Annotated in this window: 12 protein-coding genes; 5 read left to right on the forward strand and 7 right to left on the reverse strand. The window is 57.2% G+C overall.

The genetic code is table 11. The annotated features are described in order from the left end of the window. Positions 1–3: 3 nt before the first annotated feature. Positions 4–1,791: a KinB sensor domain-containing domain gene (locus H8F21_RS02155; protein WP_203476989.1), complete on the reverse strand. Its 1,788-nt coding sequence runs from the start codon at positions 1,789–1,791 to the stop codon at positions 4–6. Then, entirely contained in the window at positions 1,788–3,134 is a 1,347-nt protein-coding gene (algB, locus tag H8F21_RS02160) for a sigma-54-dependent transcriptional regulator (protein ID WP_203476987.1), read from the reverse strand. Before algB ends, H8F21_RS02155 begins: the two co-directional genes overlap by 4 nt. A gap of 245 nt (positions 3,135–3,379) precedes the next feature. On the opposite strand from algB, the gene H8F21_RS02165 reads away from it, so the two are divergent. The 5 genes from H8F21_RS02165 to H8F21_RS02185 all read left to right on the forward strand — a co-directional run bounded on the left by H8F21_RS02165 (position 3,380) and on the right by H8F21_RS02185 (position 8,309). Continuing rightward, positions 3,380–4,180 carry a BON domain-containing protein gene (locus tag H8F21_RS02165; RefSeq protein WP_203477461.1) on the forward strand — a complete coding sequence of 267 codons (801 nt, stop codon included), beginning with the start codon at positions 3,380–3,382 and terminating at the stop codon, positions 4,178–4,180. Between the two features lie 172 nt (positions 4,181–4,352). Further along, a complete protein-coding gene (locus tag H8F21_RS02170; RefSeq protein WP_203476985.1) occupies positions 4,353–4,625 on the forward strand; it encodes a hypothetical protein in 273 nt (90 codons plus the stop codon). Positions 4,626–4,669: 44 nt separating this feature from the next. After that, complete coding sequence (locus tag H8F21_RS02175) at positions 4,670–4,834, forward strand: DUF1328 domain-containing protein (protein WP_203476983.1); 165 nt, start codon at positions 4,670–4,672, stop codon at positions 4,832–4,834. Between the two features lie 763 nt (positions 4,835–5,597). Next, entirely contained in the window at positions 5,598–6,929 is a 1,332-nt protein-coding gene (gene gltP, locus H8F21_RS02180) for a glutamate/aspartate:proton symporter GltP (RefSeq protein ID WP_136473907.1), read from the forward strand. Positions 6,930–7,079: 150 nt separating this feature from the next. Then, positions 7,080–8,309, forward strand: a complete 1,230-nt coding sequence (locus H8F21_RS02185) for a nucleoside recognition domain-containing protein (protein WP_203541724.1) — start codon at positions 7,080–7,082, stop codon at positions 8,307–8,309. On the opposite strand, the gene H8F21_RS02190 is transcribed toward H8F21_RS02185, so the two are convergent. The 5 genes from H8F21_RS02190 to H8F21_RS02210 are packed head-to-tail and all read right to left on the reverse strand — an operon-like array spanning position 8,291 to position 12,863. Further along, positions 8,291–8,926: an ABC-type transport auxiliary lipoprotein family protein gene (locus tag H8F21_RS02190; RefSeq protein ID WP_203476979.1), complete on the reverse strand. Its 636-nt coding sequence runs from the start codon at positions 8,924–8,926 to the stop codon at positions 8,291–8,293. The two genes, H8F21_RS02185 and H8F21_RS02190, sit on opposite strands and share 19 nt — an antisense overlap. Then, positions 8,923–9,861 carry an MlaD family protein gene (locus H8F21_RS02195; protein ID WP_203476977.1) on the reverse strand — a complete coding sequence of 313 codons (939 nt, stop codon included), beginning with the start codon at positions 9,859–9,861 and terminating at the stop codon, positions 8,923–8,925. The genes H8F21_RS02190 and H8F21_RS02195 overlap by 4 nt, the downstream gene beginning before the upstream one ends. A 1-nt stretch (position 9,862) precedes the next feature. Continuing rightward, complete coding sequence (locus tag H8F21_RS02200; RefSeq protein ID WP_413242974.1) at positions 9,863–10,636, reverse strand: ABC transporter ATP-binding protein; 774 nt, start codon at positions 10,634–10,636, stop codon at positions 9,863–9,865. Positions 10,637–10,662: 26 nt separating this feature from the next. Next, entirely contained in the window at positions 10,663–11,805 is a 1,143-nt protein-coding gene (locus tag H8F21_RS02205) for an ABC transporter permease (RefSeq protein WP_203476973.1), read from the reverse strand. A 38-nt stretch (positions 11,806–11,843) separates the two neighbouring features. Next, positions 11,844–12,863 (reverse strand): DUF5924 family protein, encoded by a 1,020-nt coding sequence (locus H8F21_RS02210; RefSeq protein ID WP_203476972.1) that lies wholly within the window; start codon positions 12,861–12,863, stop codon positions 11,844–11,846. Positions 12,864–12,952 lie beyond the last annotated feature (89 nt).

Raw genomic sequence — 12,952 nt, forward strand, 5'->3', positions numbered from 1 at the left:
GCTTCAAACGGGCAAGGCCATGTAGAACTGAGTGCCTTGCCCAGGGCGGGAATAAACACCCATACGCCCGCCATGCAATTGAACAATTTCCTTGCACAGTGCCAGTCCCAGACCCGCTCCCCCTTTTTTACGACCTACCTGCACGAACGGCTCAAATATCCGTCCCTGCTGGCTATAGGCGATACCTTCACCGTTGTCTTCAATGCTGATGATGACCCGTTCCGCTTGCCGCCTGGCATGCAGGCGAATACTGCCGGCCACAGGGGTGTGGCGAACGGCGTTGTCGAGAAGATTGTCGATGACCCGATCCAGTTGCGCAGGATCGGCCTGGATATGTGGTAGCGGCGTAGCCAATTCCACTTGAAGCTCGATTTGCTTGTCACTGGCGGGGCCGGCAAATCGAGTGCAGGCTCGGGCCAGTAACTCGTCGACAGCGCAGGGCATCAATTCCAGCTTTTGCTGCCCACTTTGGTAGCGGGAGAAGTTCAGCAGGTCATTTATCAGTTGAGTCAGACGCTGCATTTCTTCACCGATGGTATCGAGCAGGTCGGTCTCTCGCGCTTGCGCTGGGAAGGTCAGCCGCTCTCGCAGCAGCCCGAAGGCCATATGCATTCCCGTGACCGGGGTCCGCAGTTCGTGAGAAGCACGTAGGACGAATTCGCTGCGTACTCGCTCGAAGATGCGTTGCTCAGTAACGTCGTTAAGCACCATGACCGCACCCAGGATCTGTCCGTCAGGATGACATATAGGGGTCATACGATAGGCCAGCAGCCGCGGCTCGTCATCGATCTCCAGGCTCAGGTCTTCAGGTACCCGGTCCAGACTGGCGCCGCGAAGCACCCGTTGCAGCTGTTCCTCCAGGTCCGGTCGCTGCAACGCGTCACTAAGGCTGGCACCCAGGCGGCTGTCGTCCCAGCTCAGTTGGCGACGGGCAACGGGGTTGATGTGCTCAAGGTGGCCTTGGCGATCAATGATCAATAGACCGTCATCGATGCTGTCGAGTACTGCTTGCAGGCGCTGCTGGCCAGTGAGCATTTCGTCGATGTTGGTTGCCTGATGCTTGCTCAAGGCTTCAGCCATCAAACCGAAGCGCCGAGTCAGTTGGTTGATCTCAAGCGCACGGGCCGTCGGCAAGGTGATTTTGAAGTCGCCCTGGCCTATCTGGTCAGCCGCTTTGGCCAGAGCCTCGATAGGTTGCCCGAAGCGTCGAGCCAGACTATGGGCGGTGACAAAGCCCAGGATTAGTACGCTTAAACCCACCAGACCGAGCAGCGCCGAGATCATCAAGGCGCGTTCATAGCTGCGTTGTTCATTGTCATTGATGTGTTCAAGCGCCCGCTTGTGAGCATCGACCAAACTGCTGCGCAGCAACCCGAATGCGTTGCCTAGCGGTTGATCGGGCCCCAGGCCATGGGCAGGAACGGGGGTGCTGTTAAAGGTCTCGAGGTAGTGCTGATAAAGGGCATTGGTACCGACGAAGCCGGCGTCGGCGTCATGGCTTTTACCCCGTTTGATCCCTTCGTCCAACAACTTCTGAAACTGCGCCTGCACATTGCCAAGGGCGTTCATATCGGCTGTTTCGTTCAGCATCAACGTCAGCTGTTCGCCAAGGTTTTGTCGTAGCTTCAGACCCAGATCCAAAGTGGCGGCGTTTTCGCGGATCAGCGCTTGCTGGGTGTTAGCCATCTGCAAAACACTGACCAGACCCAGCAACAAGCCAAACAGCGCTACTGTAATCAGCGCCGAAATGCTGAGAAAAAGCTGCGAACGCAGCTTCATCGACCATTTCATAAGTTGTACTGCTTACGTTTTCGATACAACGTCGAGGCGTCAATACCCAGGGTTTTTGCGGCTTGGTCCAGAGTTTCACTGGTGGCCAGTACCGCACCGATATGGGCACGCTCCAGCTCGTCGAGACTTAGCGAGGCGCCGACACGTGGCGCGTTGGTTGCCGGTTGTTCGGCCATGCCCAGGTGGCTGATTTCAACTCGCTCCTGAGGGCAGATGATACTGGCCCGCTCTACCACGTTGCGCAATTCGCGAATGTTCCCCGGCCAGCGGTAATTGAGGAGTGCTGCCCGCGCTTCTTCGCTGAAGATGCGTGCTGGCCGCGAGTACTCTTTCACAAAGCGCGCAAGGAAGCGATCGGCGAGGGTCAGGATGTCTTCGCTACGTTCGCGCAACGGAGGCAAGTGCAACGTGATCACATTCAAGCGATAAAGCAGGTCTTCGCGAAAGCGACCATCGCGAACCATGTCCTCAAGGTTGAGGTTGGTTGCGGCCAGAATGCGTACATCGGCGCGGCGGGTAACCGGGTCGCCGACCCGTTCGTACTCTTTGTCTTGAATAAAGCGCAGCAGCTTGGGTTGTAATGTCAGCGGGAAGTCCCCGATCTCGTCGAGGAACAGGGTGCCGCCGTCGGCTTGATTGACTCGGCCCAGGGTGCTTTCACTGGCTCCGGTGAAGGCGCCGCGGCTATGACCGAACAACTCGCTTTCCATCAATTCGGCAGTGAGTGACGGACAGTTAATGGTTGTGCAGGCCTTGCGCGCGCGTTTGCTCCAGCCGTGAACGGCTCTAGCCAATTCGCCCTTACCCGTGCCGGACTCTCCGAGAATCAGGATGTTGGCATCGGTGCCTGCTACCTGGCGCGCGGTTTCCAGCACAGCCATCATGGCCGGGCTGTGCGAATCCAGACCGTCCTTAGGTTTGAGTATCTCTCCTTCCAACGCTTCAAGCCGCGCCGACAGCTGGCGTACCTCCAATTGCTTGGCTGCTGCCAGACGCAACTGGTCCGGGCTGCAAGGCTTGATCAGGTAATCCGCTGCACCGGCCTGGATAGCGTCGACGGCAGTATCGACCGCTGAGTGGGCCGTTACGATGACGATGCGCATCCAGGGGGCCTGGATACGCATCTGTGCCAGTACATCCAGGCCATTGTCCTCGCCCAGGCGCAGGTCAAGGAAGCACAGGTCGAAGACCTGGCGTTGAAGCAATGTTTCGGCCTGCGTTGCGCTGGTGGCGGTGGCCACGCTGTAGCCTTCATCTTCAAGGCAATATCGGAAGGTTCGCAGAATGGCAGATTCGTCGTCCACCAACAGGATACGGCCTTGATGGTCCTGGGCTGACTCCATTTCCTACGCTCCTTTTAGAATGATCTTTACTTAGTGCCGGAGAAATCGGGCAAGTTGCATGCTTTTTTCTGATTTATTCCGATCACTGCATGGTAGCTCCTGTCGATACACATATCTAACTCCTTGAAAACTTTAGAGTGATCTCCTTTGTAGGACCTTACAGCCCACCCTGCTGTCCAAAGGTTTTGTACTCTGTAGGAGGTTTTCCCATGGCTGCTCCTTACCGACTGGCAGTTGCTGCTGCCATGTTGCTTTCGCTACCCCTGGCTGTTTGTGCCGCAGAATCCCTCCCTGCCCCCATTCAACAAGCGCGGCTGGAGGGCGGGCTGCAAACTGCGCTGGCACTGAATCGGCTGCTCAATCCCTACAAGATAGACGTGCGAGTGGAAGAAAAGACCGCGTACCTGCAGGGCGAAGTCGAAAACCAAGTTGAACGGCAACTGGCCGAGCAGGTTGCCCGGGCGACCCGGGGTATTGAAAGCGTTGAGAACAATCTGCAGGTCAATGCCGAGCTGGTCGAACAGCCTCTGGAGCGACGGGCGTATGCCCAACGGTTGGAGGACGCGACGCTGGCTTCAATCATTCAGGCACGCTTGTTGTGGAGTACCCATACCCAGGCGGTACCTATAGAAGTAGAAAGCCGCGACGGTGTGGTGACCTTGCGAGGCCAGGTGAACAGTGCCGAGGCCAAGGAATTGGCGGGCGTACTGGCGGGTTCCACAGAGGGGGTGTTTTTGCTCAACAACCTGATCAGCCTCAGCGCCGCCGATATGGCCAAGCTGCGAGAGGAGCAGCAACAAGTTCGGATCGACCCACAACTTAGTGATGCCTGGATCAACGACAAGATCCAGACCAGCTTTATGTACAGCCGAAACCTTGACGGCCCGAATATCAAAGTTGCCACTCAAGATGGCGTCGTACGCCTGTCTGGCGAGGTAGTCAGCAGTGAGCAGAAAACCATTGCGGTCGAGGTTGCACGGCAAATTCGTGGCGTTAGAGGTGTCGACGCAGACATGCTCAAAATCGCCAGCAAAGTCTCAGGCTAATCATGCAAATCGCACGGCCCCATAGCGAGCATCGTGCAGGATACGCACCAAGTAATTTGCTCTTATTTTTTAAGTTATTGATTTATATAGAAAATATTCAAATTCGTCGACTGGCATGCACTCTGCAATAACTACTGCAAGACAACAATGAATGCAGCAGGAGGAGCACGGCATGAACCGCCACACCGCCACCTTAGTGCAAATATCTCCACATCAATTGCGCCAGGGACTGCTCCTCAGTTTGACGCTGCTGCTAACCCTCATTGCGGGCCAGCTCTATCACAACTGGCAAGTTGTACAGAGTGCTCATCAGATAGCAGCCCGGGACGCCCTGATTATCAAAGCGCCGGTGGCTAGCCCTCCGATGCTTATGCAATCCCGGCCGCAGGCCGCGAGTGCAGCTTCGGTGGATACCACTACACCGCGTGATCGTTGGGTGTTCTAAGCGTTATCCGAGGATTTCTTTCAAGAACGGTAAGGAGAATCACCATGTTGAGTTGGGCTATCACCTTTCTGATTATCGCCATTGTCGCTGCAGTGTTGGGCTTCGGTGGTATCGCGGGCGCCGCTACCGGTATTGCGAAGATTCTGTTCGTCGTATTCCTGGTGCTGTTCGTGGCCTCCTTCTTCTTTGGTCGTCGCGGTAGAGGTTGAACAAACACAGGTACCGAGTGGCTTTGCCATTCACGTACATATATAGAAGCTGAACCTTTTTCCGTTTCACGCTTCTATGTTGCACCCGCCCGAGGACGGTAGGTGCATGACCAAGGGGTCGGGCAGCTTTGATTGTTTCAGGATCGGAGAGGCCTAGGGGTACAGGGAGTGCCTCCGACGAGGGCCGGGTCAGGTGAAGCGATAGCGGAAGTTTCAGGTCGAACAACTGCCTTTCAGGCAAGGTGTTTGATCTGGCTTCCGTATCGCTTTGGACATCGATCGTTAGCTATCTATTTTCTCGAGTTTCCCCGCCAGACGTACGCAGGCACATTTTCATCCGACCGTACATCGATATTTTTTTACCCTGCCAGGGGTACTTGATCGATGCGCTTTCACGCATTCGGATTGTCGAACAACCGTATTTTCCACTCAGGAGGATACGTCTAAATCGGCCTAAATGTGGCGCTTTGGTCATCGTCGGAATTCCGAACGCGCTCTAAGAAGCCCTCTGGGACGCTCGTTTTGGTGTAAAAAGGTCATGCCGATTCGGCATGGGGTAGTCGTTTACGGCATTAGACGCCCCCCCCTCACGTGGGAATAGTTGCGCCTTTTTTCGCTGGGTCGAACGTTCCTACGCTCGCCTGCGGTGACCTTCTACGGAGTCATCTGTCGATAACCATTCACGATCAAAATGACGCTTCAACAGGTCTAGGTCGCGGTTGTTAGTCAGACGCCCGTGTCCACTTGAAGAAAAGGTAACGACATGAAGAAGGCAAAGCTAAGCCTCGCCTGGCAGATCCTCATCGGTCTGGTTCTGGGGATTGCAATCGGCGCTTTACTGAATCATTTCAGTGCAGAAAAGGCATGGTGGATCAGTAACGTCCTGCAACCTGCTGGGGACATCTTCATTCGCCTGATCAAGATGATCGTCATCCCAATCGTGATTTCGTCACTGATTGTGGGTATCGCCGGGGTAGGCGACGCGAAAAAGTTGGGTAGTATCGGTCTGAAGACCATCATTTACTTTGAGGTGGTTACTACCATCGCAATCGTAGTGGGTTTGGTTCTGGCCAACCTGTTCCACCCGGGTGCAGGTATCGACATGAGTACCCTGGGTACCGTCGATATCTCCAAATACCAGGCTACTGCGGCCGAGGTTCAGCATGAACACGCGTTCATCGAGACTATCCTCAACCTGATTCCGTCGAACATCTTCGCAGCGCTGATGCGTGGCGAAATGCTGCCGATCATCTTCTTCTCGGTATTGTTTGGTCTTGGCTTGTCGAGCCTGCAGGCAGACATCCGCGACCCATTGGTGAAAACCTTCCAGGGCGTCTCCGAAGCCATGTTCAAGGTCACTCACATGATCATGAACTACGCGCCAATCGGTGTGTTCGCGTTGATCGCCGTGACCGTAGCCAACTTTGGCTTTGCCTCGCTGCTGCCGTTGGCCAAGCTGGTGTTGCTGGTGTACTTCGCCATCGCCTTCTTCGCCTTCATGGTCCTTGGCCTGATCGCCCGCCTGTTTGGCTTCTCGGTGATCAAGCTGATGCGCATCTTCAAGGATGAGTTGGTCCTGGCCTACTCCACTGCCAGCTCCGAGACCGTGTTGCCGCGTGTGATCGAGAAGATGGAAGCCTACGGTGCGCCGAAAGCCATCTGCAGCTTCGTGGTCCCGACCGGCTACTCGTTCAACCTTGACGGCTCTACCTTGTACCAGAGCATCGCGGCCATCTTCATTGCCCAGCTGTATGGCATCGACCTGTCGATCAGCCAGCAATTGCTTCTGGTTCTGACCCTGATGGTTACCTCCAAGGGCATCGCCGGTGTACCGGGTGTTTCCTTCGTGGTTCTGTTGGCCACCCTGGGCAGCGTCGGTATTCCGCTGGAAGGCCTGGCATTCATCGCCGGTGTCGACCGTGTCATGGACATGGCCCGTACCGCACTGAACGTGATCGGTAACGCTCTGGCCGTACTGGTTATTGCACGCTGGGAAGGCATGTACGACGACGCCAAAGGTCAGCGCTACTGGAACTCGCTGCCGCACTGGCGCAGCAAAGAAGCTGTTCCTGCTGGCAAGACGGCCAACGATTAAGATATCGCCTGGCTGACTGAATGAGCCCCGACCTGGTCGGGGCTTTTTCGTTGTTGGCGGTGCCCTGCTCCACGATCGGCCCTTCTTGCAGCGGTGCATTGCGCGACCTCTGCCGTTATCATTCGTCGCAACTTTGTGGGGGAACAACGGATGCTTAACGGCCTTTGGCTTGGTTTTTTCTTGGTCGCAGCCGTCTCAGCGCTGGCGCAATGGCTGATAGGCGGTAATGCCGGGATCTTTGCCGCAATGGTTGAAAGTATTTTTGCCATGGCCAAACTGTCGGTTGAAGTCATGGTCTTGCTGTTTGGCACCTTGACCCTCTGGCTAGGCTTTCTGAAGATTGCCGAAAAGGCGGGCATTGTCGATTGGCTGGCCAAGGTTCTCGGTCCGCTCTTCGCCCGTCTGATGCCCGAAGTTCCACCCGGTCACCCGGCACTGGGTCTGATCACCTTGAACTTCGCCGCCAATGGCCTGGGCTTGGACAACGCCGCCACACCCATTGGCCTCAAGGCTATGCGCGCTCTGCAGGAGCTCAACCCCAGCTCGACCACGGCCAGCAATGCGCAAATTCTTTTCCTGGTGCTCAATGCGTCTTCTTTGACGCTGCTGCCGGTGACTATCTTCATGTATCGCGCCCAGCAAGGCGCCACCGATCCGACCCTGGTATTTCTGCCAATCCTGCTGGCGACCAGTGCTTCGACCCTGGTGGGTCTACTTTCGGTCGCGGTGATGCAACGCCTGCGTCTTTGGGACCCGGTAGTCCTGGCGTATCTGATTCCTGGCGCCCTCATGCTGGGTGGTTTCATGGCTTTTCTCGGCACCCTTTCGGCCACCGCCTTGGCCGGGTTGTCGTCGATCCTGGGCAACCTCACCTTGTTCGGCTTGATCATCCTGTTTCTGGTGATTGGTGCGTTCAAGCGGGTGAAGGTGTACGAAACCTTCGTGGAAGGCGCCAAGGAGGGCTTTGACGTCGCCAAAAGCCTGCTGCCCTATCTGGTTGCCATGCTCTGCGCAGTCGGCGTGCTGCGCGCCTCAGGGGCTCTGGAGCTGAGCCTGGATGGCATCCGACACGTGGTTGAATGGCTGGGCATGGATACGCGCTTTGTCGAAGGCTTGCCTACTGCACTGGTCAAGCCCTTCTCTGGCAGTGCCGCTCGGGCGATGTTGATCGAAACCATGCAAACCCATGGCGTCGACAGCTTCCCGGCACTGGTGGCCGCGACTATCCAGGGCAGTACAGAGACCACCTTCTATGTACTGGCAGTCTACTTTGGTGCTGTCGGCATTCAGCGTGCCCGCCATGCGGTGGGCTGCGCCTTGCTTGCCGAGTTGTCCGGGGTTATCGCGGCTATCTGTGTCTGCTACTGGTTCTTTGCCTGAACCTGCGCTCGGTTGGCCTGGGCCACGGTCCAGTCCACCAGTTGCGCCATTAGCCTGTCACTGGCAGCGGCAAAGCCACTGACCACTGCTGGTATTTGCTTGTCGCTGAGCGGCTGGCGCACTTCAAAGCGCCGGCTGGCAAGGATGCGCTGGTCGCGCCCTTGCACCAGGCGTGCGTCGTAGCGGATCACCACCATCACCCCCTCGGCACTGTATTCGCTCTGGAATGCCTGGAGTTCACCCGCCAATTCATAATCGGCCTGCAGGTTGCTGTCGTCGGCACTGAGCCGGGGTACGCGGCCATCACTTTGGAAGGCATCGAGCATGCGGTTGCGTAGCAACAGGGGTGCCGGGTCACTCCAGCGTGCCCCCTTATAGTGACTGATCAAATCACCCTGTGGCACCACGGCAATCTTTGGGTTGTTCAGGGCATCACTGGCCAACGGCTTGTTCAGACGCAGCGACCAGGTGGCTGCGCTGCTCGCCAGCGCGGGGTGAGCGGCTTGCAACGACGGCAGGCGGTAGACATCGGCAGGCTCTGGCTTGGGCAGGATTGAGCAGGCACTGCCCAGGCTCAGCGCCACAGCCAGGGCCAAGTAGCGGCAGGTGCGACTCATGGGGTGAACTCCTTGTTAGTGTCACGGCCAAGCAGGTAACCGCTGGGGTTGGCTTCCAGGCGCTGGGAGATAGCTTTCAACGAATTGAGGGTCTCGCGCAGTTCGCGAATGGCAGGCGCCAGTTGGTTGAGCCCCTGTGCACCGCCATCAAGAGCTTCACGGTTGTCGTTGAGCAGGCTGTTGATGGTCGCAGTGCTTTGCGCCAGCGACTGCATGGCCAGTTCCGCGCTGCCGAAGGCCTGCTTGCCCTGGTTACTCAGCAGGCCATTGGCATTGCGCATCAGCTCGCTGGTCTGCTCAAGCATGGAACTGGCTTGACTGCCGATCTGGGCCAATTGCTGAATCGCGGTACGAATGTCGCCACGCTGTTCGCTGAATGCAGCTGTTGTCTGCTCCAAATGATTCAAGGTGTTGGTCAGGCTGGCGGCGTTGTCTTCGGAGAACAGCTTGTTGGCGTTGTGCACCAGCATGTTGATATTGGTCAGCAGGTCACTGCCGTCATCAAGCAGGCGAGCAATAGGTGATGGCGATGCAACGATCACCGGCAGCTTGCCGTCCTTACCCTTGAGCTCGGGACTATGCGGCGTACCGCCGCTGAGCTGGATAAACGAAGTGCCGGTAATGCCGGTCAAGGTCAGCTTCGCCTTGGTGTCTTCCTTTACCGGTGTATCGGCACTCAAGCGCACCTGGGCCAACACTCGGCGAGGATCCTTGGGATCAAGGCGCAAACTGGTGACATCCCCCACCTTGATACCGCTGTACTGCACCGAGCTGCCCCGGGACAAACCCGAGACCGCTTCGTTGAAGACCACTTCGTAGTCCTTGAAAGTGCTGTCGACGCTGGATTTGGTCAGCCATAGGCCAAACAGCATGGCGCCAGCGACCACAATGACTGTGACCAGACCGATCAGCACGTGATGTGCACGGGTTTCCATTTCAGCGCTCCTTTGCTGCTGAGGCGGCCACATACGCCGCACGGCCACGAGGGCCATGAAAGTAGTCATGAATCCAGGCGTCGTCGGTGTCTTCGACCTGGGCAATCGGACCTGCGACCAGTACTTTCTTCTGCGACAGCACCGCCACCCGGTCGGTAATGGTGTAGAGGGTGTCCAGATCATGGGTGATCAGGAACACACTCAAGCCCAAGGCGTCGCGCAGGGTAAGAATCAATTGATCGAAGGCCGCTGCACCGATTGGATCAAGGCCCGCAGTGGGCTCATCGAGAAACAGGATGTCTGGATCCAGGGCCAAGGCCCTGGCCAGTGCCGCGCGTTTGATCATGCCGCCGGACAAGGATGAGGGGTATTTGTCGGCGGCGGATATCGGCAAACCGGCCAGCGCCAGCTTGACCCCAGCCAGGTGCTCGGCGTCGGCACGTGACAGGCCGGCATGCTCGATCAGTGGCAAGGCGACGTTCTCGGTGACGGTCAGGGAAGAGAACAAGGCACCCTTCTGAAACAACACCCCAAAGCGACGTTCAACCTTTGAGCGCTGATCATCGTTCAGGCCGCTGAGTTCTTGGTCGAACACTTTTATCGTGCCCTCGTTGGGGCGGCGCAAGCCGATGATGCTCCGCAACAGCACTGACTTGCCACTGCCGGAACCACCCACCACAGCCAGGATCTCGCCGCGAAACAAGTCCAGGTCGAGTTGTTCGTGCACGCTCTGGGTGCCGAAGCGGTTACAAATGCCGCGCGCCTCGATCACCACCTCGCGATTATTGGGGGTTGTCTGACTCACCAGCCCATCTCCATGAAAAACAGCGCAGCCACCGCATCAAGAACGATCACCACGAAAATCGACTGCACCACACTGGAAGTGGTGTGAGCACCTACCGACTCGGCGCTACCGCTGACCTTGAAGCCTTCCAGGCAGCCAATTGCAGCGATCAGGAAGGCGAAGAATGGCGCCTTGGCCAGGCCGACAAGGAAATGCTGGACGCCAATGTCGCTTTGCAGCAACGAAAGGAACATGGCCGGGGAAATGTCCAGCGACAGCGCGCACACCACCGCGCCGCCAACCATGCCGCAGAGCATGGCGAGGAACGTAAGCAGTGGTAAAACAATTAGTAGGGCCAGCACCCGAGGCACTACGAGCAACTCGACCGGGTCCAGGCCCAGGGTGCGAATGGCATCAATTTCCTCGTTGGCTTTCATCGAGCCGATCTGTGCAGTAAACGCACTGGCGGTGCGGCCAGCCATAAGAATCGCTGTTAGCAGGACACCGAATTCACGCAGGAAGGAGAATGCAACCAGGTCCACGGTGAAGATGCTGGCGCCAAATCCGGCCAGTACTGTGGCACCGAGGAAGGCCACCACGGCGCCCACCAGAAAAGTCAGCAAGGCAACGATGGGCGCTGCGTCCAGTCCGGTTTGTTCGATATGCGCGACCACGGCGGTGATCCGCCAGCGCCGAGGCTGAAACAGGCGCGATACCAGGGATTGCAGAATCAGGCCGACAAAGCCCAATACCTGCAAGGTGTCATTCCAAAGGGTGTCGACCGCGCAGCCAATACGGCTGAGCAACTGGATCATTATCGACTGCTCAGGCTGCTTCTGCGGGATGCAGAAGTCTTGCACCGAGCAGTACACCGTCTGCAGCAGCGCGCGGCTGGCCTCGGGCAGTTGTGTCGTTGCGGTCAGACGGGATAGCCGATCGGCTCCGAGCAACTCCACCAACAGAGAAGCACCCGCGGTATCCAGATGTCCAAGCTGTTGGAAGTCGACCTCGGTGCTTTGGTCGTATTGGCCGATCAGGCCATCGATGGTGCGCTTGAGACTGGCGTAATTGGCCAGTGTCCAGTCACCGATAATCCGCAGGCACGACGGATTGCTCGAGGTGTCCAGGGTTGCGCTGGCTTGTGTAGTCATAGGCTCCATGCATTCCGACTGACGTTTCGCAACCTCAGAGCATAGCGTTACTCGCCTTTGGGTGCTTGACCATCGTCAACCACATTGAAGCGCAGGACACCGATGACCTGACCATCCTCGGTCAGTACCCTCACCTGCCAGCGTCCGATCGGATTGGCGGGGAAGTTCTGCTTGTGCGTCCAGGCGCGGTAGCCTTCTTTGCGGCCACCATGAATATCCAGGGCAATTCGATCGACCTCTTTGCCGTTGAATTGCCAGACGTGATAAATCCGCTCATTCAGCCCGCGCGGTGCATTGATGGACGTGAATGCGTATAGCCCTGTGCGGATCTGGCTGGCTGTTACCTCACTCAAGCTGTTTCCGGGCGTGCGGTTTTCCAGCTGGGTACTGACAGCTACTTCGGTCATCCACAAGGTTGCCGGCGGTACCCAGGAACGCATCATCCAGCCGCTGGCGCCTACTGCAAGTGTTATGACTACCAGCATAACGCCGCGTCGCCAGTGGTTGATGGGGAAGCTGCTGGCCAGACTTGGGAAGGAAAGCAGCATGGCAATCACCAGTGCCAGCTTGAAGCTTTGCGAAGTGGTCAGATGCAGAATGATCGGTAGCGCAGTGAGTAGCGCCGCAAACAAGGTAAGGGTGTGCAGTGCGAGGAACAGCCAGCGTCGCGGCGCCAGCCATTTGTAATAGAGCGGGTCAACGATCGATATCAGTCCTGCGGCGCCGAGCAGCCCGGTAAACACGAGCTGGCCACTGTTCCAGGTGGTGGTGACGAAAAAGAACGGCAGGACGAAGAACAGGCTTTCCTGGTGGATCATCTGTGTGGCGTAGCGCAGCAACGGTTGCGGTATTTCGCGCTTGAACACCTTGGCGAACACTTTGGTAAAGGTGTTTTCCATCATCAGCCAGATCCAACTGATCAGCATCACGATGGCGATCCAGCTGGCCAGGCTTTCCTGACGGTCGACCAGAATGAAACTGGCAATACCGGAGATAAAGCCGCCGAGGGCGATGACGCCGGGATAGCGCTTGATCAGTTCGATCACGCGCTGAAGATAGAGAGGCATGGCGGTGTTCGCAGGGGTCGGGTTTAAACCTGAACAGAATACTCTTGTTTGTGTTTCAGGCGGTCTCTATTGCTTGCGTGGTCAGCGTT

The sequence above is a fragment of the Pseudomonas arcuscaelestis genome (assembly GCF_016881005.1).
Classification (GTDB): Bacteria; Pseudomonadota; Gammaproteobacteria; order Pseudomonadales; family Pseudomonadaceae; genus Aquipseudomonas; species Aquipseudomonas arcuscaelestis.

Bases quoted from the DNA above. Each gene is read 5' to 3' on its own strand.
- H8F21_RS02205 (WP_203476973.1), bottom strand. From the start codon at position 11,805: ATGGAGCCTATGACTACACAAGCCAGCGCAACCCTGGACACCTCGAGC.
- gltP (WP_136473907.1), top strand. From the start codon at position 5,598: ATGAAGAAGGCAAAGCTAAGCCTCGCCTGGCAGATCCTCATCGGTCTG.
- H8F21_RS02185 (WP_203541724.1), top strand. From the start codon at position 7,080: ATGCTTAACGGCCTTTGGCTTGGTTTTTTCTTGGTCGCAGCCGTCTCA.
- H8F21_RS02165 (WP_203477461.1), top strand. From the start codon at position 3,380: ATGTTGCTTTCGCTACCCCTGGCTGTTTGTGCCGCAGAATCCCTCCCT.
- H8F21_RS02155 (WP_203476989.1), bottom strand. From the start codon at position 1,791: ATGAAATGGTCGATGAAGCTGCGTTCGCAGCTTTTTCTCAGCATTTCG.
- H8F21_RS02175 (WP_203476983.1), top strand. From the start codon at position 4,670: ATGTTGAGTTGGGCTATCACCTTTCTGATTATCGCCATTGTCGCTGCA.
- H8F21_RS02170 (WP_203476985.1), top strand. From the start codon at position 4,353: ATGAACCGCCACACCGCCACCTTAGTGCAAATATCTCCACATCAATTG.
- H8F21_RS02195 (WP_203476977.1), bottom strand. From the start codon at position 9,861: ATGGAAACCCGTGCACATCACGTGCTGATCGGTCTGGTCACAGTCATT.
- H8F21_RS02210 (WP_203476972.1), bottom strand. From the start codon at position 12,863: ATGCCTCTCTATCTTCAGCGCGTGATCGAACTGATCAAGCGCTATCCC.
- algB (WP_203476987.1), bottom strand. From the start codon at position 3,134: ATGGAGTCAGCCCAGGACCATCAAGGCCGTATCCTGTTGGTGGACGAC.
- H8F21_RS02190 (WP_203476979.1), bottom strand. From the start codon at position 8,926: ATGAGTCGCACCTGCCGCTACTTGGCCCTGGCTGTGGCGCTGAGCCTG.